This is a genomic window from Aliicoccus persicus (genome assembly GCF_900110815.1).
In the GTDB taxonomy this organism is placed as follows: domain Bacteria; phylum Bacillota; class Bacilli; order Staphylococcales; family Salinicoccaceae; genus Aliicoccus; species Aliicoccus persicus.
The window spans coordinates 363,871-385,552 of record NZ_FOIT01000001.1 but is presented as its reverse complement, the minus strand read 5'-3'; the positions used below and the strand labels follow the sequence as shown (position 1 = coordinate 385,552).

Here is a 21,682-nt window from a genome sequence, read left to right as displayed (position 1 = left end):
TAATATTAAGAGCGATATAAATCGCTCTTTTATTTTGTGAAAAAGGAGGGTTATGCCAATGCATAGACCATCGATTGCAGTGGTCGGACGTCCCAATGTAGGGAAGTCTACACTGTTCAACCGTATTATCGGAGAAAGAAAAGCGATTGTAGAAGATACACCTGGAGTCACACGTGACAGACTCTATGGCAGTGGTGAATGGTTAAATTATGAATTCAATGTCATTGATACAGGTGGTATAGAAATCGAAGATGCGCCATTCCAAGTACAAATTAAAATGCAAGCTGAAATCGCAATATTAGAATCAGACGTCATACTCATGATTTGTAACGGTAGAGAAGGTGTGACAGACGACGATCGATTTGTCGCACGACTACTACAAAAGTCAGGTAAACCCGTCATTCTTGTCGTGAATAAGATTGATAATTTTGAAATGCGTAATGATATCTATGACTTTTATGAACTCGGATTAGGTGACCCTTACCCAGTTTCAGGATCACACGGTCTCGGCTTAGGTGATGTGCTGGATGTCGCAATAGATCACGTTAAAATGTTAGATTTAGGTGAGGCAGTTGATGATTCAGTAAAAGTGTCATTAATTGGACGACCAAATGTCGGAAAATCTAGCCTAATCAATGCTATATTAGGTGAAGAACGTGTTATTGTATCGGATATTGAAGGTACAACACGTGATGCAATTGATACAAAATACACTGTAGATGGTGAAGAATACACGCTGATTGACACAGCGGGTATGCGTAAACGAGGAAAGATTTACGAAGCAACTGAGAAATATTCTATTTTAAGAGCACGACGTGCCATTGAACGCTCTGATGTTGTACTTGTCATCCTAGATGGTGAACGTGGTATTATTGAACAAGATAAACGTGTCGCAGGTCTTGCACATGAAGAAGGTAGAGCAATCGTCATCGTTGTTAATAAATGGGATGCTGTAGAAAAAGACGACAAAACGATGAAGAAATTTGAAGATGAAATTCGCAATGCATTTCAATTTTTGGATTATGCGCCAATTACGTTCGTATCAGCAAAGACAAAATCTCGTTTGAACACGGTATTTCCACTCATTCGTCAAGTGGATGAGTCGCATAAAAAACGCATACCTTCAAGCACATTAAACGAAGTTATCGTGGATAGTGTAAGCATGAATCCAACACCAACTGATAAAGGCCGGAGATTAAATATATTCTACGGTACACAAGTCAGTGTTGCACCACCGACGTTTGTATTGTTTGTAAATGATACAGAATTGCTACACTTTAGTTATAAGCGCTATATTGAAAACCAGTTTAGACGCGCTTTTGATTTTACAGGTACACCTATCCATATAATGGGTAGAAAAAGAAATTAGGAGGTCGCTCAGTGAAAGTCTCAATAATCGGTACTGGAAGTTTCGGAACAAGTCTATCTGTTGTTATTGATGATAATAATAATGACACGCTGATGTATGGACGAAATCAAGAAGTCGTAGATGAGATCAACAATGAACACACGAATTCACAATATTTAAAAGAAGTGGTCTTACCTTCTAATATTAGAGCAACAACATCTTTAGAGGATGCATTAGTTCATGCTGAATTAATCGTTTTAGCGGTACCAGTTAATGCAATGCGTCCTGTTTGTCGTGAGATAAACCGTCTAAATCAAACACACAAAAAAAAGTTAATCCTCGTTCATATTGCGAAAGGTCTAGAACTTAATACAAATATGTTTGTGTCGGACGTTATTGTAGAAGAAATCGATGCAGCATATATTGATTCTTTATCAGTATTATCTGGTCCTTCACACGCAGAGGAAGTAGCGCTTCGTCAACCATCAACCGTTGTACTCGCATCAAAGTATCCGACAGATTTACGTAAAATACAAGATGTGTTCATGAATCGGTATTTTAGAGTCTACACGAGTGATGATATCATTGGCGTAGAAATCGGTGGGGCACTTAAAAATATTATCGCCTTGTCAATCGGACTGCTTCACGGACTTGGATTTGGTGATAACACGAAAGCCGCTACAATTACACGTGGTCTTCAAGAAATCACAAGACTCGGTACAAAAATAGGTGCAGATCCGCTTACATTTTTAGGTTTAACTGGAATCGGGGATTTAATCGTTACAGCAACGAGTATGCATTCCAGAAATTATCGCTGTGGTATTATGCTCTCAAGTGGCATGTCGTTAGAAGAAGCACAAGCTGAGATGGGAATGGTTGTTGAAGGCGTAAATACGACAAAAGCCGCATATGCTTTATCTCAAAAATATAATGTAGAAATGCCGATTACGAATGTCTTATATCATTATTTGTTCCATGGTATTTCACAGGAAGAAGCATTTACTAAGTTAATGATGAGAGATAAAACAGGCGAGACAGAAGAGTTAAGAGAAATATTAAATGAACAAGTTGAAAGGTAAATTAATATGTTTGATATAGCAAGATTAGATTTAATGTGGATTTCTTTTTATTCGTTAGGTGCGATGACAGTCGCAGCAGTTCTTATATATGTTGCACGTTTTGTAATTAAAAATAGAGTGATATCGATTATTATGTCGATCGTTGCATGGATATTGTTGATCATTGCATTCTTACTGATGATTCCTGTTATTGGTGGTAGTTCCCATGCCTAGATGGTATAGCGTACTAACTTTACTACTTGTATTCTTTTTAAGTGGTTGTTTATATCCTGAATCAGAACGTCAGGCAAACACGCCACCGGATGAGACTCAGATTAATCAAGTCCAGCAGGCAATTGAACAATATCAAGAAAACACAGATGGTTTATTGCCCATAAAAACAATCGAAGCTCCCGATGAATACATGAAATATCAGATTGAATTTGAGCGCTTGGTCCCGAATTATATATCTGATCGTCCTACAAATTCATTTGAAGCTGGTGGCACGTATCAGTACGTAATCATTGATGCAGAAGAAGACCCTCAAGTAAAACTTGCAGATTTAGAGTTGTTTGAGGCGCTGCGTAGTTTACAACTGCGAATACAAGGTATGGGGCCACATGTTGAACTCGGTGAACAGATTGGGCCAAATGTGTATGCCTTAGATTTAGAGTATTATGAGTTAGATGAGAATCCAACGGTGAGAAGCCCATATACTGATAATTTGTTAAACGTCTACTATTCAGGCGGGCAACAATGGGTGATCGATTATCGATCAGATATTGGACATATTATAAATGATCAGGAATTAACATTTGAAACCGGTGATGATGTACGTGAGATTTTATACGAATATACACCGATAGTCCCTGTCTTTTCACCAGAAATTACAGTTGATGAAAATAACGAACCAATTTTTATGACGAACCAACATAAAAACCGATAGAAATTATACAAAATTCATTAAAAACTGATTGCAGTGCCGTTTTCATTGTGTTAAAGTCATATCATAATGATGATTCTATCATTGTTGCACTTAAGGAGGTGTGTTCATTGAATAAAACAGATTTAATCAATGCAGTAAGTGAAAAAACTGGTTTAACTAAAAAAGATGCAGGTGCATCTGTAGATGCAGTATTTGAATCGATTCAAGACGCTTTAAAAAATGGTGATAAGGTTCAACTTATCGGTTTCGGTAACTTTGAAGTACGTGAGCGTTCAGCAAGAAAAGGACGTAATCCACAATCAGGTGAGGAAATTGAAATCGCTGCTTCTAAAGTTCCTGCATTCAAAGCAGGTAAAGCACTTAAAGATGCAGTAAAATAATTAATCAACTAGGCCTAACCTTGTGTTAGGTCTATTAATTTATATAGGTGGATTGTCCATGAGCTTTTTAGAACATAAAGTAAAGACAGCACTTAAACATAACTCTGAATATTTAATGCCTTTTAACGCTGATATATTATCAACAATCGAACATTCTCGGATGACCGATAAGTATCGTAAAACAGTAGATGCTGTAGTGTTATTTAATTGGGCATTATTGCATTTAGATGTTAAGCCGAAAGAATCAGATCGTGAACAGCATGTGCTCGTCGGTGATTACTTGCTTGCAGAGTTTTACAAGTTAGTCATCGAAGATAATCAATTAACTGTTCTAAATGATATGATGGAAATTTCTAAACAAATACATAATAAGAAATCACGATATCTATCAGAGAATTGTAATATAGAAAAGAGTCAATTGGATGCACTTTTATATGCACCATTACATTACTTAGTTGAACATTTCTTTTTATCTAAAGATGTTAAGCGTGCGACAGAGCGCCACGTACAACAATTGATGCAGGACAAGATGACTTTACGATTAAAGGAAGTGATGTAAGTGTCACAAGAAAACAAGATACAAAACCTTTTTAATTCAATTTCAGCAGACTATGACAAATTAAACAATGTGATCAGTCTGAATCAACATAAATTATGGCGCAACAAAACAATGAAGCACATGCATCTGAAGAATGAAGATATCATCTTAGACCTTTGTTGTGGAACGGGTGATTGGTCGATTCAAATGGCAGAAGAAAATGACAAGGTTGAAGTTGTTGGTGTCGATTTTAGTGAGAATATGTTAGAGGTGGCTAAACACAGAACAGCTCACCTTAAGAATATTTCTTTAATGCAGGGTGATGCAATGAATCTTGATTTTCCAGATGCATCCTTCGATTTTGTAACCATTGGTTTCGGATTAAGAAATCTTCCGGATTACGCGCTTGGTTTACGGGAAATGTATCGCGTGCTTAAACCGGGAGGTACACTAGTCATTCTTGAAACGTCACAACCGAAAAATAACTTTATCAGATTAGGATTTAATTTTTACTTTGGTAATATCATGCCTAAACTCGGTGGACTTCTCGTTGGCAAAGAAGAAGAATACAAGTGGTTATATGAGTCCACGCGTAATTTCCCATCAAAAGAAAAATTGTCAAGAATGATTGAACAAACAGGATTCACATTCGTAAAGTGCTTAAGTCATACACTCGGGACTGCAGCAACACACATTGCAACTAAACCACTAGAAAAGGAATTGGGACAATGAGCTTAAATGCATTTTTGTCTGATGATTTTAAAGCGGTTCAATCAATAATAGAATCTGAAATATCACCTGACAAAGTCTTAATAAAAAAGAAAAGCTATGAGCTGTTCCTATATGGTGGGAAAAAAATTAGACCAACCTTTACATTACTCGTAGGTAAACTTGGCGATAAAAAATACACGCAAGATATTTTAAAAATTGCTGCAAGCTTAGAATTAATACACATGGCCACATTGGTTCATGATGATATTATCGATGACAGTGATGTAAGACGTGGTCACATAACCGTCTATTATTCAGAAGGATACAACCAAGCGATTTTAACTGGTAATTATTTATTATCTATCGCTTTAAAACTTTCCAGTGAAGTCAACAACATGGAATTGCACCGTGTATACGCACAAGCGATTCAAACGATTGTTGAAGGTGAACTCAATCAGTTCGAACAACAGTTTAAAGCAGATATAACAAAAGAAGAATATTTTGAAAAAACATATCGAAAAACAGCACTGCTTATAGAAACAAGTGTTGCTCTCGGTGCAATCGCAAGTCATTTGCAGCATGAACTAAAAGAAAAGTTAATGCGATATGCATATCATATCGGTATGAGTTTTCAAATTATTGATGATTGTTTGGATTTTATCGGCTTAGAATCAGAAATCGGTAAGCCTAAATTTTCTGACCTGAAAAATGGTCACTATACTTTACCAGTCATATTGTTGAGAGATAAAGATCCATCATTTCATGAACAACTGCATCGATATTCTAAGCAATTGATTCAAGTAGACGATATAATTAATGCGGTACTTGATTCAGATGTGATCGATGAGGCATTAAGTGTCAGCAATCAACATATCAATGATGCAATTGTGGCAATTGAAAGTATTGATGATGAAATTAAGCACTATCTCATCGAATTTGCTGAAAAGTTACAAAAACGTATTTCATAATATAAAATAATCATGGTAAACTGATAATAGCAACATATAAAAAGGGAGTTTGGAAAATGGAAAAGACTTTTTTAATGATTAAGCCTGATGGTGTTCAAAGAAATTTAATCGGTACAATTGTATCTCGATTAGAAAACAAAGGATTTAAAATTGTTGGTGCAAAGTTAATGGTTGTATCTGAAGACCTTGCAAAAACACATTACGGTGAGCACAGCGAAAGACCATTCTTCGGGGAACTTGTTGATTTCATTACTTCTGGTCCAGTTTTTGCAATGGTATTAGAAGGTGAGAACGCAATTAAAGTTGCACGTACAGTTGTTGGTGCGACGAACCCAAGTGAAGCTGATCCAGGAACAATTCGCGGTGACTTCGGTATGTCAGTCGCGAAGAATATTATTCACGGTTCAGATTCACCAGAAAGTGCAGAACGCGAAATCGGATTATTCTTTGATGAATCAGAGCTTGTTGAATACGATTCAAATAATTCAAACTGGGTGTACTAAAATAAACAGCTGAGTCTATTGCTCAGCTTTTTTTAATTATAAATTGTTTAGAGGTGGTAGCATTGAAAATCTCAACGGATTATAAAACAGATAATTATAATATTTATGTTGAAGATAACGCATTGAATAAATATTTAACAGAATACACAGCTCGCTATTCGTCAGTTTTTTATCTTGTTGATTCTCATGTCTATCAATTACATCAAGACATATTACTGTCATCGATTGATGCACCAATATTACTTTCACCGGGTGAGTCATGTAAGACGGTAGAGAGCTACGCAAGGACAATCGAAGAATTGATTGAGCGTGGCATTAAAAGAAATAGTCTCATCGTTGCAATTGGCGGCGGAGCAACAGGGGACTTAGCTGGTTTTATTGCTGCGACAATTTTGCGCGGTGTGGATTATATTCACGTGCCGACGACAGTTCTCGCACATGATTCTGCTGTCGGTGGTAAGACGGCAATCAATGTACCGAGTGGTAAAAATTTAATCGGTAGTTTTTACCGACCACAGTGCGTCATTATGGATACGCTATTTTTTAATACATTGCCAGATGATGAACTGTTGAGTGGTTATGCAGAAGTTTTTAAACATGCGATGTTAAACAGTGAAGAGGAAGCAGACAGGCTGATGACACTGCACAATAAGGCGATTGATATAGATCGATTATCTGAGAGTATCGAAATGGGTATAAAAACGAAATTACGGTTTGTGAACAAAGATGAACATGAATCGAATGAGAGACGTTACTTAAATCTAGGACACACACTCGGTCATGCTCTAGAATTGAATAATAAGCTATTTCATGGACACGCAGTGATGTTTGGGATGTTGTATGCGCTTTATGTTTCTAATCAGTTAAATCAGAAAGATATTTTCGATGTGAGTAGATACGCAACTTATTTTCAATCCATCGGTCTTGATTTTTCAAAAATTGAAGATACAGCCTTTGAAGATCTTTTAAAATACTTACTTAAAGATAAAAAGAATACAACAGAAAATTTAATTTCTTTCGTACTTCTCTCTAATTACGGAGAATGCTATGTTAAAGACCTTTCGATTGAAGAAGTGAAAAAGTACTATACGACATTTAATGAAATGTTAATTAAGGATGTATGAGTATGTCAGAAATAACAAAACTGATTGACGAGATCAATGAAAAGCAAATCGTAGATGAAACACATGTTTCTAATATAACTGATGCCCTGACACAATATACGTCAGAATCTGACTTCGTCGAGCTGTTTCAGCTGGGTGATGCGCTGATGTCGTTCGGTCATATTTATGATGCTGAAAAGATTTTTGAATACTTACATGAAAATGGCGAACATGATGATGATATTGTCGCGTTTTTAACGGATATCTATATTACGGATAATAGACTAGACGATGCGCTGAGTTTGATTAACAGTGCACCAAAAACAGTCGTGACGCTAATGATCAAAGCAGAGATTTTCCAACAGCTGAATATGCCGGATATCAGTTTTAATTTACTTCATGAGGCACGTAAGCTCGGTGATGATGTCATCATAGATTTTGCCATCGCTGAACTTCATAACTATGAGGGGAATATTGTGGATGCTGAAGAGGCATATACAAAAGTGTTAGAAAAAGAAACAGAAGTTAATGGCGTTTATATTCATCTTAGACTAGCTAAACTTTATCTGCTTCAAATGAATCATGAGAAAGCACTTGAACACTATGATTTAGTTGAAGAAGAACATTTTCAGAACGAAGACTTACATGACAAGGCGCTTGCCGCATCATTGAATGAGCAATATGAAATGGCCAAAACACTGTTTACTCGCGTCATTAACAATGAACCGCATATGATGCAGGCCTATATCAATCTTGCTGATATTCATGAAAAAGAGAATGAAATAGAGTCAGCGATCAATGTCATTAAAAGTTATCTCGTACAAGATGATCAAAATGCGATGATGTATTCAAAGCTCGGCACACTTCATTTCAAAATAGACGAAGTTTCTGAAGCAATAGAAACACTCTCTAGAAGTATACAAATCGATGGTTCATATCAGGAATCGATTACGAGAATATTGGAAATCTTACTTCTATCTGGTCGCACTGAACAGTTAGATCAGTTTGAGGAATATATTGATACCGATGAACTCGTGGCAGAAAACATATATTTGTTAGCAAAAGTAGCTGCAGAAAATGAATCTTATGATGATGCTGAGAGACTTTATGAACGTGCTTATGAACACCTGTCACATTCTGTTCTGTTTATGACAGATTATTATTACTTTCTGTTAGAAATTGCTTCAAAAGAAAGTTATAGTGTACTTAATCAGTTAATATTATTAGAGCCTGATAATATTGAATGGGTACACGAAAAGGAGAGGTTGGCGCTTGAGAGGGATTAAAGTCAGAAGAGATTTTCTCAACTACGTTTTGCATCATTATGAATTTAAAGACCGCGTTGCAGTATGGGTAATTAACTTCATCAAATCCCATCCAACACTTATTCAAAGTGTCCGCTTTGTTGAAACATCTGGCATTAAAAAATCACTTAGAATTTCTACTAAAGAAACAGGTCGGCCATCGCTTATTTTAAACAAAGGACCGTTAGTCATATCGGACGGAGAAACAATATTTCATGAACTCCGTTTTAATCTAGACGAATTGTTCTTACTTGAGTTTAATTTTGAATACGATGATGACAAATATTTAGAAATGATGCACAGAGAGCGAAAAAGACTGGATATCGTAACGCGAGAAGATTTATTACGGCAAATTGACGATGCGCTAGATATTCAAGATCAAGAGCGATTCCATGCATTGACTATGGAGTTAAAATTACTAGAAGAAAAGAGTAGGTAAAATGTTTTATAATCCTTCAGATTTGTCGATATTAAAGGACGAGTTTGAGTATATTGATACTGCTATTATTCCACTTCAAAAAATCGACATGAATGGTGATGCGAAAATTCATGCGAACAATATTGAGTTGATTCAGATGATCACGATGCAACTCGAGCGTCAATTCAGAGGACGCTTGTTTATCACGCCGAGCATTTCAATTGTGAATGATGATCTAACGGCGGCAAACAATTATCGAGAGCAGTTACAGAACTATGGGTTTAAAAATATTGTCTTCTTATGTGACAAGTCATATAAGATCGAAGGTGAAGTCTTACACTTTAATCAAATTCCAATTGAAAGCATGTCACAAGATATGAAAATGGAAATGGTTAACGATGAAGTGAAGACTGTTATGAAGGCAATTATCCAGATTTGGAATAAGTAGTGTAAAATGTGTCTATATTTTGAGATTGTTTGTTTTTATTTGATGATAGTATATTGACCGTCTATATTTAATAAGATAAAATTGATATGTCTTAGTATATAATATGTATATTGCTCTACGAGGAGGGAAGCACGGATGACACAACGAGTGACACGTCGTCAATTTTTAAATTATGCATTGATGGGAACAGGATCATTTATGGTTGCAGGTATTACATTACCAATGGCACGCTTTGCAATCGACCCATTATTTGCAGCCGGTGCAGATGGAGATTTCATTCAAACGAGTATTAGAATGGATGAAATAACAGATGAACCAGTAAAGGTTGACTTTACATTTGAACAAAAAGATGGATGGTATGAAAGTGAAGTCTCAGACTTTGCTTGGGTTTATAGAGATGGTGACAATATCATCGCATTCTCACCAGTTTGTAAACATTTAGGCTGTACAGTAACTTGGGGTGGAGACACTTCAAATCCAGACATGTTCTTCTGTCCATGCCATAATGGATATTATACAAAAGATGGAAATAATGTTCCGGGTACACCACCGCGTGGTCCGTTAGATCAGTTCGAAGTAGCTGATAGTGATGGATACTTAGCACTAGGTGCACTTGGCGCAAATAAATTAGTAGGATAGGAGGGTATACCATTGTTCAATAAAATTTATGATTGGATAGATGACCGTATTGATATCAATCCGATATGGCGAGACATCGCGGATCACGAAGTGCCAGAGCACGTGAACCCTGGGTACCACTTCTCAGCATTCGTCTATTGTTTTGGTGGACTTACATTCTTTCTTGTAGTGATTCAAATCTTATCGGGTATGTTTTTAACGATGTACTATGTACCTGATATTGTAAATGCATGGCATTCTGTTTACTACCTTCAAAATGATGTAGCTGCAGGTATGATTGTTAGAGGTATGCACCATTGGGGTGCAAGTTTAACAGTTGTAATGATGTTCTTACATACACTTCGTGTATTCTTCACAGGAGCATATAAGGCGCCAAGGGAACTTAACTGGGTAGTCGGTGTACTACTATTTGCAGTTATTTTAGGTCTCGCATTTACTGGGTACTTATTACCTTGGGATATGAAAGCTTTATTCGCAACGCGTGTTGGTTTAGATATCGCTGAATCAGTACCGTTTGTTGGTGAATGGATTAAAACGTTATTAGCTGGTGATGCAACGATTATCGGTGCACAGACATTAACACGATTCTTTGCAATTCATGTGTTCTTCTTGCCAGCAGCATTATTCATCTTGCTCGCATTGCACTTTATTATGATTCGTAAGCAAGGTATTTCAGGACCACTATAAGAGATAATTTGGAGGTAGACTTATATGAAACGTGGAAAAGGTTTGACTTTCGTCGGCGACTCACGTATACAAAAGTATGATAAGCCGAGATTAAGTCGTGATTATTCAGAATTCCCTGGTCGTACCGAAGAATTCTGGCCTGACTTCCTTCTTAAAGAATGGATGACAGGTGCTGTGTTTTTAATCGGTTTCCTTTGTTTAACGGTTGCACACCCTGCGCCGCTAGAACGAATGGCTGACCCAACAGATACTGGATATGTGCCATTACCTGACTGGTATTTCCTATTCCTTTATCAAATCTTAAAATACACATATGCATCAGGACCATTTAACGTCATTGGTGCAGTAATAATGCCAGGTATTGCATTTAGTGCGCTTTTACTTGCACCATGGTTAGATACAAATAAAGAAAGACATTGGTTAAAGCGACCAATCGCTTCAAGCATGATGATCTTAGCAGTCGGACTTATCTTCTATACAACATGGGAGTCGGTTGCATATCACGATTGGGAGCAACAAAATCAGCAAGGTCAAATTGTCTTCTCTAACTTAGATGCAGATGATCCAGTATTCCAGGAGTTAGTTCGTACAAACTGTACAAGTTGTCACGGTGGTGAATTAACAGGTGGTTCAGGACCTGAGTTAATTGAAAAAGAAATGTCAGTCGAACATGTTTCTGCATTCGTTACAAACGGTTCAGAGAACATGCCTGCTTTCGAGGACACATTAACTGAAGAAGAAATTCAAGCAATTTCAGAATTCATTGCTAACTTAGAATTAACTGCAGCTGAATAATAAACAACATGGAGTCCTTCTTAAAAGGACTCCTTTCTTTTGAGGTGACACATGAACTTCTTCTACAAGCTAATGTTCAATCGAATATTTTTAATATTACTCCTTATTGGCAACTTTATTGGTACAGTATATGGTTATTATTGGTATCGAGGACAGCTGTCACAGACAGAATGGTACTTTATCCCGTTTGTGCCAGACAGTCCGACTGCAACACTATTTTTATGTATTTCAATCTTACTGTTGTTGTTAAATAAAAAATCTGGCTTGATTGATGCACTTGCATTTACAACGTTGATTAAATATGGCGTATGGGCAGTGGTCATGAATTTTATTACGTTTATTGAAATTGGCACGGTAACAAATATCGGTTTGATGTTGATTGCTTCGCACGGCATCATGGCAATACAAGCATTTTTATTTTTACCACACTTTGAAGTGAAAACATGGCATATTTACGTTACAGCTTTTTGGCTATTCCATAATGACGTCATTGATTATGTTTACAGACAGTATCCTGTTTATGGTAATTTACAACATTATTTTGAACATATTGGTTACTTTGCATTTTGGCTAACAATTATTGTCCTAGTATTATTGATGACAATCGTTACTAGAAATAAGGAAAATCTCAATAATAATCGTTTAAACAATCATTCTAATTGACTATAAAAAATGTAATCAGTAAAATTATAAGTAAGATAGAAGACAAAAGGAGACGTTTAAGTGGAAGGTTTATTTCAGTATATAATTTATTTTGCGATCATTTTCATCATTCCAATGTTTGCACAATTTAACGTAAAATCTACGTTTAACAAGTATTCTAAAGTAAGATCAACGAGTGGTAAGACCGGCGCAGAAGTTGCGCGTATCATTCTAGAAGAGAATGGGATATATGATGTTCAGGTAGAACGTGGCCGTGGGTTTTTAAGTGATCACTATGATCCACGTGCGAAGGTTATTCGCTTATCACCTGACAACTACGATAAACCGACTGTTGCTGGTACAGCAGTTGCAGCACACGAAGTCGGGCACGCAATTCAACATGCAACTGGCTATGCTTTCTTAAACTTCCGTTCTGCACTTTTTCCACTTGCGAATATCGGTAGTAACTTTGGTATGCTACTTGTACTTGCTGGTATTATTATTACAGGTATGATGCAAACAGGTGGAGACTTTGGTGTTTATGTATTATGGGCAGGTATCGGATTGTTCGCATTTGCTGTATTATTCCAAGTCGTTACATTACCTGTTGAATTCGATGCTTCAAGTCGAGCAATGAAGCAAATTCAATCGTTAAACTTAGTGAACGAAAAAGAATACAGACATTCGAAGAAGGTGTTAAATGCAGCAGCCATGACATACGTTGCTGCGACTGCAGTCGCGATCGCAGAACTTGTTCGATTAATATTAATTGCACGTTCACAAAATTAATTTATAAGAAGTTTTTGCTAGGACATATGTCCTAGCTTTTTTTATTTGTGCTTTTGTTTTATGAAATAAGCATGATTATTGATAATATATAAGATGAAGAATAGAGGAGGCTACATGATGAAAATTGGTATAACATGTTATCCAAGTATTGGTGGTAGCGGTATTGTTGCGACTGAACTAGGACTACAGCTAGCAAAACGTGATCATGAAATTCATTTTATTGCATCAGAAACACCATATCGGTTAAATGATGCATCTCATAATATATATACACATCGCATTGATGTGACATCATATAATGTATTTAAATATCCACCTTACGATATTACGTTAGCGAACAAAATAGCGAATGTCATTGACGAATATGAGTTAGATGTCATTCACATGCATTATGCAGTGCCACATGCGATATGCGGCATATTAGCAAAACAAATTGCAAAAAGAGATATAAAAATAGTGACGACATTACATGGAACGGATATTACGATACTTGGGCAAGACCTCTCTTTAAAATCAGCAATAAAGTTCGGTATTGAAGAGTCTGATGTTACAACATCAGTATCTGATAGCTTAAAGCGTGATACTTATGAATTAATTAATCCAGAGGTAGATATTCAAACGATTTTTAACTTCATTGATGAAGAAAAGTTTAATTATTTAGATGCAAGCATCAGAAAAGAGATGCGTCAAAGATACCATATCGATGAGGGCACAACCGTGGTCATTCATGCGAGTAATTTTAGAGAAATAAAACGCATCGATGATATTTTACGTGCATTTAAGCTCGCTTCTGAACAAGTAGATATGATATTAGTGCTTGCTGGTGATGGTCCTTTATCTTCAAAAATGAAAGCTTTAGCAACTGAATTAGAAATTAGACATAAAGTATTGTTTGTCGGTCAACAGCCGCACATTGGCATGTATTACTTAATGAGTGATATCTTTATGTTACTCAGCGAAAAAGAAAGTTTTGGGTTATCACTGTTAGAAGCGATGAACTGTGGTCTCGTACCCATTGGGTCAAATGCAGGTGGTATTCCTGAAGTCATCAAACATGAAGAAACGGGATTTATCGTTGATGTTCACGATTATAAAAAAGCAAGTGAATATATGGTAAAGCTATCTAGAGATAATGCGCTAAGAGATCATTTAAAACATGCTGCACTACGTGATGTGGGGGAACGCTTTAATTCTACTAAGATTATTGATCAGTATGAAGTAATGTATAAACAGCTATTGGGTGATTAAAATGACACAAGTGTTTGATAATGGAAAAATTGTAATACAAGTACTGAATCGAAATAATTATGAAGGTTATTTTGTCGGTGGTTGTGTTAGAGACTATTTGTTAAAGCGAAAAATTAAAGATGTTGATATTACGACGAATGCAACGCCAGATGTGATTGAGCAGTTGTTTAAAAAAACCATTGATGTTGGCAAGGAACATGGAACAATCATCGTCGTAATGAATGGCGAACCGATTGAAGTCACGACGTATCGTTCAGAATCCGAGTATTCAGATCGATTAGATGATGATTTAAAACACCGTGATTTCACGATGAATGCGATTGCGATGAACGAGGAACTTGTCGTATATGATCCATATGAAGGACAAGCAGATATTAAAAATCAATTGATTAAAACTGTCGGTTTTGCCAAAGAACGCTTTGAAGAAGATGCTCTCCGCATGTTACGTGCACTACGGTTTAGCACACAGTTGAAGTTTCAAATTCATCATTCAACATTTGAAGCAATCATACAACATGCATCATCGATACAACATGTTTCAATTGAACGCATTATGTCTGAAATTAAGAAGATGTATGAATCGAATCATATCAATCAAAATAAACAACAAATTATCGACTCATCTTTATTTAATTTCATGCCTGTCTTTAAACAGTTTAATCAAGAACTATATCTCAATTTTAAGACGAATAACTTTCCTGAAGAAATTGCGACTCAAATATATTTTGAACATGTTGATGTTGAAAGATTGACTGAATTACGTATATCAAATGATGAGATTAATGAAATAAAGTTGATTTTAAAAATATTAATGCATCATCAATCATATAAAGATGCACGCATTCTAAGCTATGATTTTGAAAAATCACTACTTGAACGCAGTTTGAAATTAATTAACGAAAACCAAGTGATACTTTCTACAGATACAACAAATCTGGAATTCGCCATCAGTATCTCTGATGATTTACCGATAAAGAGTATCAAAGATTTAGCAATTAATGGGCGAGATATTATGGCTATTACGAATAGAGGTCCAGGTCCATGGTTAAAAGAAACATTACAGAAAATAGTCTATTTAGTCGTTACCGATCAACTTGAAAACACAACTGAACAGTTAAATGAATGGGTGTCACAACATGTCAAAGATTAAACAAGATGTTCTAAATGCATTAGAAAAAGAAAGCTATATCTCGGGAGGACAAATTGCTAAAGATTTGAATATATCTCGTACGAGTGTATGGAAAGCGATTGAATCGTTAAGAAAAAATGGTTATGAAATTAAAGCAGTGACGAATAAAGGCTATCAACTTGTGCAAACACCAAATAAGATCGATGGTACTTTAATAGAGAGTATCGTGAAGAAACATCAGTTTGTAGATCATGTGTTTTATTTAGAAACAGTGGATTCCACACAGACGTATGCGATGCAAAAACTGCGTGAACTTGATGATACTTTCATTGTCGTTGCGAGTGAACAACAAAAGGGTAGAGGTCGCTTTAATCGTTCTTGGGTGTCTCCAAAACAATCAGGTCTGTATATGTCGATTGTCTTTAAACCTCAGCTTCCCTTAACTGAAATAGGAAAGTTTAACTATCATATTTCTCTTGCTATACAACGTGCAGTCAGTAGAGTGACCAATGTAGAAGCAAGAATAAAATGGCCAAATGACATTTACGTCGGCGAAAAAAAACTGTGTGGGTTTTTAACTGAGATTATTTCTGAATCCAATCTCATCGATTCAATTATCTGTGGTATCGGTATCAATCTATTTGACTCAGAGCATCTTAAAGATGTCCAAACTGCAGTATCTCTTGAAGGTGCAGGAGAATCTGAAATAAATATTGAAGATTTTTTTAATGAACTGATTCGTTCGTTGAAAGAAGCGTATGTCGATTTCAAAAATAATCGATTTAATGAGATACTAGATGAATGGATTGAACATGCAAATATCTTTGAAAGAGAACTGACGATAAATTCATATAATGAGTCATATCGAGCAAAAGCACTATCCATCGATGAGAATGGATTTTTAGATGTGCTGGATAGCGATGGTACGATTAGAAAGGTAATCAGTGCCGATATCGAACTCAATTAGGAGAATGACATGCTACATAAAACATTCGCAGTAATCGATTTAGAAACGACTGGAAACAATAGAATAACAGATCATATCTTACAAATCAGTGTCGTCTTTGTTAAAGATAATGCTATTGTGGATACATCGACACATTTTCTTTCTGATGCAGATAAAATTCCTTTATTTGTTGAAGAGTTAACTCGCATTACGATGGCAGATCTAATCGGACAGCCAAAATTTAAAGATATCGCGCATGACTTGTTTAATAAATTGAGTGATTGCGTCATCGTAGCGCACAATATACACTTCGATGTGACTTTCTTAAAAGACGCATTTGCGAAAGAGGGGCTAGATTTCAAGCCGAAGTGGACGTTAGATACTGTAGAGATGAGTCAAATCGTTTATCCTAAAATTGATAAACACCAACTCAACAATGTTGCAAATGAATTAGGTATTCCTCTTAAAAACGCGCATCGTGCAGATGATGATGCGCACGCTACTGCGCAGCTATTACTGAAGATCATACAGAAGTTATCTGTTTTACCAAAAGATATTTTGTTTCAACTCTATCATGAGAGTCGACAGCTGAGATTTGATTTTGATCGATTATTGTTCAGCATCTATGAAACGAATCAAACGAACGATACTTCGAAGTTTGATCAGGTGGGTCAACTGTACTTAAAACAACTGGAGCATGAAACAGTCAATATATATAAGACGGACATAAAATCAGCATATGAAAAATATTTAGCACATCATCAGTTAGAATACCGAGAAATCCAGTTCGATATCATCAAAGATGTATATGAAAAGCTCATCAATGACGAAAATATTGCAATCGAAGCATATACTGGTGCAGGAAAGACAAGTGCCTATTTAATTGCGGCTGTTGTTTTCCATGCAGAAACAAAACGACCGGTATTGCTGAGTACATCTCGAAAAATATTACAAAATGAGTTGTTTGAAAATGCGTTTAGGCATGTGTTGGATGCGCTGGGTATGTATATCCCATTTATCAGTTTAAAAGGCAAGTCGAATTACATAAACTTAAATGCTGTTCAATATTTAATAGAGCAGCATTCAGAGAATAATGATTATGCGACGCTCAAGATGAAGTTAATCATTTGGCTCGCTGAATCTCAAACAGGAGACATGGATGATTTAAACTTAAAAGCGACAGAGAAAGTGTATTACGATCTTGCAACAATACATAAACCAGAATTAGATAAATACCACTTCAAACGAATGTTTACTGCTGTTAAAAACCATGGACTTATCATTACAAATCATTACTATATGGCAGATGTTTTAGTGATGTTTCCAAATATACATCATTTAATTATTGATGAAGCACATCAATTAGTTGATGCACTCATTGAAAAACATAAGACAAAGTTAACATTTTCATCGATGAAGTTTATGCTCAATCAAGTCGGGGCTTTATCTGATGAAAAACTGTTGTATCACTTATATGAAGGCACAGAAGATGTTTCGTACTATTTGTTAGAAGACATTATTGAACAACTTTCAATACATTTACATGACATTTTTGATGCCATCAATAATGATCAACTGGACGCTGCTGTTAAACATATCAATCTATCGCAACCATTGTTAACGCGTTTTTTAGCTACGATTAAGGATAAACCTGACTCAGATATTTTGTTTAATCATGTGTCGCATTATCAGATGCTTATCGATCGATTGATTGAAGGGATAATGGATAATCATATTCATATATCTAAACGCAATCACTTGCAACAAGTTAAAATTTCGCTCTTAAATCATCATGGACTTGATTACGAAGAATTATTCCAGCAAGTAACTTCAATGGTGTTATTGTCGGGTACGCTAGAAATCAATAATAAGTTTAAGCATATCGAATCAATATTTAGAAATCGCACGTATGAGACGAGGATTTTAACAGATGAATCCATGTTTAAAGAAACAAAATTGTTTGTTCCAAACGATATGCCAAAACTTGAATCGACAGATGAATATATAGAAAAACTCGTTGAATATGTTGCACTTTATGTTTCTGAAACGAATAAGAAACTGGTTGTTTTTATGACGAGCTATGAAGCGATTGAAAAAGCAGTGTTTTATTTAGAATCATTATCTGAACTTGAAGACTATGCAATTTTAAAACAGACAAAGCACGTCTCAGCGACAAAACTTCTCGGATCCTTTAAACAGATGAAGCATTCAATACTATTAGTTACGAGTGGCTTTACTGAAGGTGTAGATTTTGAACTCGATGGTGAAAAAGTAATTATGATGCAAAAGTTACCATTCAGATTTTACGATAAAAGTTCATCGTTTATGGATGAAGAATTACCGAGAGCTGTGTTTCAATTTAGACAGATTATCGGGCGAATGAATCGTGGAAATTCTAAACGTGGCATTATCATTGTATTTGATAAACGGATATTGTTTAGCAATTACAAAAATGCTTTTTTAAAGTATTTTCCAGCAGAAAATATCATCCACAGCTCAATTGAAACTTTCAAGAATACATTGACTGATTTATAATTAGATTATTAAACAATGAGGAGCGATAGTCATGCAGTTTTCAGATCGTGTAAAAAATATTACACCGAGCCAAACGATGGCGAGTAGTGCAAAAGCAGCAGCCTTAATTTTAGAAGGACATGATGTCGTCAATTTAACAGTCGGTGAGCCTGACTTTAATACACCGCCTGAAATTATAGAGTCGATTCATCAAGCAATGTTGGATGGTAAAAATAGATACTCAGCGGGCAGTGGTGTCAAAGAATTAAAAAAGAGTGTCCAAAGAAAGATGAAAAATGATCACGGGCTTGATTATGACTTAAATGAGATATTTATTGGTGTTGGTGCAAAGCATGTACTGTACAATGCGTTTCAATCGATTATTAATGAAGGTGATGAAGTTATTATTCCAGCGCCATTCTGGGTGAGTTATCCAGAGCATGTGAAGTTAGCTCAAGGTACGCCTGTTTTACTTCATACGAAAGAATCCAATGCATTTAAAGTGACTGTCGAAGAACTTGAGCGTGTCGTCACAGATAAAACACGTGCGATTATTCTAAATTCACCAAGTAACCCGACAGGGAGCGTTTATTCAAAAGAAGAAATTGATGCGCTTGCAAGCTATTTAGAAGATAAAGACATTTGGGTTGTGTCGGATGAAATTTATGAAAAATTGACATATGGTCAGACCCATCATTCTATTGCAGAAAGTTCTCCTGCAATGAAAGCAAAAACAATTGTAATCAATGGGCTGAGCAAGTCACATGCTATGACCGGCTTACGTATTGGCTATGCGTGTGCTGATGCACAAGTGATCAAACATATGACGGACATTGTATCGCATTCAACATCGAACGTGCCAACACCGATTCAATTTGGTTCTGTCACTGCTTTAGAACTCGGTGAAGACTATTTAGAGAGAAATAGACAATTGTTCAATAAACGCCGTGAATCTGGCTATAAATTAATAAAAGAGATTCCATATGTAGAATGTGTTAAACCAGAAGGGGCATTTTATTTCTTCCCGAATTTTAAAGAATGTGCAACACGCTGCGGGTTTGATTCTGTAGATGCAATGTGCGATGCTATACTAGAAGAAGTGCATGTTGCAGTTGTTGCTGGAAGTAGTTTTTCTGCACCAGATAACATCCGCATGAGCTATGCAACAAGTGAAGAAAAGTTCACTGAGGGAATGAAAAGAATTAAATCATTTGTAGAGACAAAATTAGAAGGAGTATCGCATGAAAACGACAATTAACCAATCGCCAAAACATTTAGGAGAAACAGTAACAATCGGTTGCTGGTTATTACAAAAAAGAGGAAACAACAACATACAGTTTTTACAACTTAGAGATGGCACAGGATTCATTCAAGGTGTCGTTGTAAAAGCTAATGACGAAGCATTATTTGAAGTAGCAAAAGATTTAACACAAGAATCATCGATGTATGTGACAGGTTTAATTAAAGAAGATGATCGTTCATCATTTGGCTACGAAATGGAAGTTACTGCGATTGAAGTCATTCAAAGAGCTGAAAACTATCCAATTACACCAAAAGAACATGGTCCAGAATTTTTACTCGACAACCGTCATCTATGGTTGCGTTCTAAAAGACAATTTGCTGTGATGAACATTCGTAACCAAATCATTAAAAGTACTTATGACTTTTTCTATGACAATGGATTTAAGAAAATTGATCCACCAATCTTAACGAGTTCTTCACCAGAAGGCACGACAGAATTGTTCCATACGAAATACTTTGATGAGGATGCTTATCTATCTCAAAGTGGTCAGCTCTATGCAGAAGCTGCTGCAATGGCGCATGGTAAAGTGTTTACTTTCGGTCCAACATTCAGAGCAGAAAAGTCTAAAACACGTCGTCACTTAATTGAGTTTTGGATGATCGAGCCTGAAATGGCATTCTATGATCATGAGGACAGCTTAAAAGTTCAAGAAGAGTACGTTACATACCTTGTACAAAACGTACTTGAACATTGTAAATTAGATTTAGAAATCCTAGATAGAGATGTTTCAGTTTTAGAAAAAATAAAAACACCGTTCCCACGCATCACGTATACAGACGCTATTGAGTTACTAAAAGAAAAAGGGTACACAGATATCGAGTGGGGTGACGATTTTGGAGCACCGCATGAAACAGAAATTGCGAACCATTTTGAGTTGCCTGTGTTTATTACGAACTATCCGAAAGAAATTAAATCATTCTATATGCCTGAAAATCCAGAAGATCCACGAACAGTACTCTGTGCAGATTTAATTGCACCAGAAGGCTATGGTGAGATCATCGGTGGTAGTGAAAGAATTAGTGACTATGATACGTTAAAAGAACGTATTGAAGCACATAACTTAGACTTAGATGCATATCAATGGTTCTTAGATTTAAGAAAATATGGTTCTGTACCACACTCAGGATTTGGACTAGGATTAGAACGAACAGTTGCATGGTTATCCGGTGTGAAGCATGTCAGAGAAACTGCACCGTTCCCACGTTTATTAAATCGCTTGTATCCATAATTAAATCGCCGCAAGGCGATTTTTTATTAAGGAGAGA

At 36.0% G+C, this 21,682-nt stretch carries 24 protein-coding genes; all 24 read left to right on the top strand.

Going from position 1 to position 21,682, the window contains the following annotated elements; genetic code table 11:
- Positions 1 to 58: 58 nt before the first annotated feature.
- The 24 genes from der to asnS all read left to right on the top strand — a co-directional run bounded on the left by der (position 59) and on the right by asnS (position 21,645).
- Positions 59 to 1,369: a ribosome biogenesis GTPase Der gene (gene der / locus BMW30_RS01800; protein ID WP_091473340.1), complete on the top strand. Its 1,311-nt coding sequence runs from the start codon at positions 59 to 61 to the stop codon at positions 1,367 to 1,369.
- Positions 1,370 to 1,380: 11 nt separating this feature from the next.
- Entirely contained in the window at positions 1,381 to 2,427 is a 1,047-nt protein-coding gene (locus BMW30_RS01795; RefSeq protein ID WP_091473338.1) for an NAD(P)H-dependent glycerol-3-phosphate dehydrogenase, read from the top strand.
- A 6-nt stretch (positions 2,428 to 2,433) separates the two neighbouring features.
- Positions 2,434 to 2,640, top strand: coding sequence for a DUF2768 family protein (locus tag BMW30_RS01790; RefSeq protein WP_091473336.1), 207 nt, complete (start codon positions 2,434 to 2,436; stop codon positions 2,638 to 2,640).
- Positions 2,633 to 3,352 carry a hypothetical protein gene (locus BMW30_RS01785; RefSeq protein ID WP_091473334.1) on the top strand — a complete coding sequence of 240 codons (720 nt, stop codon included), beginning with the start codon at positions 2,633 to 2,635 and terminating at the stop codon, positions 3,350 to 3,352. The genes BMW30_RS01790 and BMW30_RS01785 overlap by 8 nt, the downstream gene beginning before the upstream one ends.
- 107 nt (positions 3,353 to 3,459) lie before the next feature.
- Positions 3,460 to 3,732, top strand: a complete 273-nt coding sequence (locus tag BMW30_RS01780) for an HU family DNA-binding protein (protein WP_091473332.1) — start codon at positions 3,460 to 3,462, stop codon at positions 3,730 to 3,732.
- 58 nt (positions 3,733 to 3,790) lie between these two features.
- A complete protein-coding gene (locus BMW30_RS01775) occupies positions 3,791 to 4,291 on the top strand; it encodes a hypothetical protein (protein WP_091473330.1) in 501 nt (166 codons plus the stop codon).
- On the top strand, positions 4,292 to 5,002 hold the full coding sequence (locus BMW30_RS01770; protein ID WP_091473328.1) for a demethylmenaquinone methyltransferase: 711 nt from the start codon (positions 4,292 to 4,294) through the stop codon (positions 5,000 to 5,002).
- Positions 4,999 to 5,949, top strand: coding sequence for a polyprenyl synthetase family protein (locus BMW30_RS01765; RefSeq protein WP_091473326.1), 951 nt, complete (start codon positions 4,999 to 5,001; stop codon positions 5,947 to 5,949). Before BMW30_RS01770 ends, BMW30_RS01765 begins: the two co-directional genes overlap by 4 nt.
- A 56-nt stretch (positions 5,950 to 6,005) precedes the next feature.
- Complete coding sequence (gene ndk, locus BMW30_RS01760) at positions 6,006 to 6,452, top strand: nucleoside-diphosphate kinase (protein ID WP_091473323.1); 447 nt, start codon at positions 6,006 to 6,008, stop codon at positions 6,450 to 6,452.
- Between the two features lie 62 nt (positions 6,453 to 6,514).
- A complete protein-coding gene (gene aroB / locus BMW30_RS01755; protein WP_180366174.1) occupies positions 6,515 to 7,576 on the top strand; it encodes a 3-dehydroquinate synthase in 1,062 nt (353 codons plus the stop codon).
- Positions 7,577 to 7,578: 2 nt separating this feature from the next.
- Positions 7,579 to 8,841, top strand: a complete 1,263-nt coding sequence (locus BMW30_RS01750; RefSeq protein WP_091473319.1) for a tetratricopeptide repeat protein — start codon at positions 7,579 to 7,581, stop codon at positions 8,839 to 8,841.
- Positions 8,828 to 9,298, top strand: coding sequence for a YpiB family protein (locus BMW30_RS01745; protein ID WP_091473317.1), 471 nt, complete (start codon positions 8,828 to 8,830; stop codon positions 9,296 to 9,298). The genes BMW30_RS01750 and BMW30_RS01745 overlap by 14 nt, the downstream gene beginning before the upstream one ends.
- 1 nt (position 9,299) lies before the next feature.
- A complete protein-coding gene (locus BMW30_RS01740) occupies positions 9,300 to 9,725 on the top strand; it encodes a DUF2487 family protein (protein WP_091473315.1) in 426 nt (141 codons plus the stop codon).
- Between the two features lie 135 nt (positions 9,726 to 9,860).
- A complete protein-coding gene (locus BMW30_RS01735; RefSeq protein WP_091473314.1) occupies positions 9,861 to 10,364 on the top strand; it encodes a Rieske (2Fe-2S) protein in 504 nt (167 codons plus the stop codon).
- 12 nt (positions 10,365 to 10,376) lie between these two features.
- Complete coding sequence (gene qcrB / locus BMW30_RS01730) at positions 10,377 to 11,051, top strand: menaquinol-cytochrome c reductase cytochrome b subunit (RefSeq protein ID WP_091473311.1); 675 nt, start codon at positions 10,377 to 10,379, stop codon at positions 11,049 to 11,051.
- Between the two features lie 24 nt (positions 11,052 to 11,075).
- Complete coding sequence (locus BMW30_RS01725; RefSeq protein ID WP_091473309.1) at positions 11,076 to 11,846, top strand: menaquinol-cytochrome c reductase cytochrome b/c subunit; 771 nt, start codon at positions 11,076 to 11,078, stop codon at positions 11,844 to 11,846.
- A gap of 51 nt (positions 11,847 to 11,897) precedes the next feature.
- Positions 11,898 to 12,509 (top strand): DUF1405 domain-containing protein, encoded by a 612-nt coding sequence (locus BMW30_RS01720; RefSeq protein WP_091473307.1) that lies wholly within the window; start codon positions 11,898 to 11,900, stop codon positions 12,507 to 12,509.
- A gap of 60 nt (positions 12,510 to 12,569) precedes the next feature.
- A complete protein-coding gene (locus tag BMW30_RS01715; RefSeq protein WP_281242130.1) occupies positions 12,570 to 13,277 on the top strand; it encodes a zinc metallopeptidase in 708 nt (235 codons plus the stop codon).
- Between the two features lie 117 nt (positions 13,278 to 13,394).
- Positions 13,395 to 14,525, top strand: a complete 1,131-nt coding sequence (bshA, locus tag BMW30_RS01710) for an N-acetyl-alpha-D-glucosaminyl L-malate synthase BshA (RefSeq protein ID WP_091473304.1) — start codon at positions 13,395 to 13,397, stop codon at positions 14,523 to 14,525.
- Between the two features lies 1 nt (position 14,526).
- The gene (locus tag BMW30_RS01705) at positions 14,527 to 15,675 is read left to right on the top strand and encodes a CCA tRNA nucleotidyltransferase (RefSeq protein ID WP_091473303.1); all 1,149 of its coding nucleotides are present in this window, start codon (positions 14,527 to 14,529) and stop codon (positions 15,673 to 15,675) included.
- The gene (locus BMW30_RS01700) at positions 15,662 to 16,621 is read left to right on the top strand and encodes a biotin--[acetyl-CoA-carboxylase] ligase (protein ID WP_180366173.1); all 960 of its coding nucleotides are present in this window, start codon (positions 15,662 to 15,664) and stop codon (positions 16,619 to 16,621) included. Before BMW30_RS01705 ends, BMW30_RS01700 begins: the two co-directional genes overlap by 14 nt.
- Positions 16,622 to 16,630: 9 nt before the next feature.
- Complete coding sequence (locus BMW30_RS01695) at positions 16,631 to 19,135, top strand: helicase C-terminal domain-containing protein (protein ID WP_091473300.1); 2,505 nt, start codon at positions 16,631 to 16,633, stop codon at positions 19,133 to 19,135.
- Between the two features lie 31 nt (positions 19,136 to 19,166).
- Positions 19,167 to 20,372: a pyridoxal phosphate-dependent aminotransferase gene (locus BMW30_RS01690; RefSeq protein WP_091473298.1), complete on the top strand. Its 1,206-nt coding sequence runs from the start codon at positions 19,167 to 19,169 to the stop codon at positions 20,370 to 20,372.
- Positions 20,356 to 21,645: an asparagine--tRNA ligase gene (gene asnS, locus BMW30_RS01685; protein ID WP_091473296.1), complete on the top strand. Its 1,290-nt coding sequence runs from the start codon at positions 20,356 to 20,358 to the stop codon at positions 21,643 to 21,645. Before BMW30_RS01690 ends, asnS begins: the two co-directional genes overlap by 17 nt.
- Positions 21,646 to 21,682: the final 37 nt, after the last annotated feature.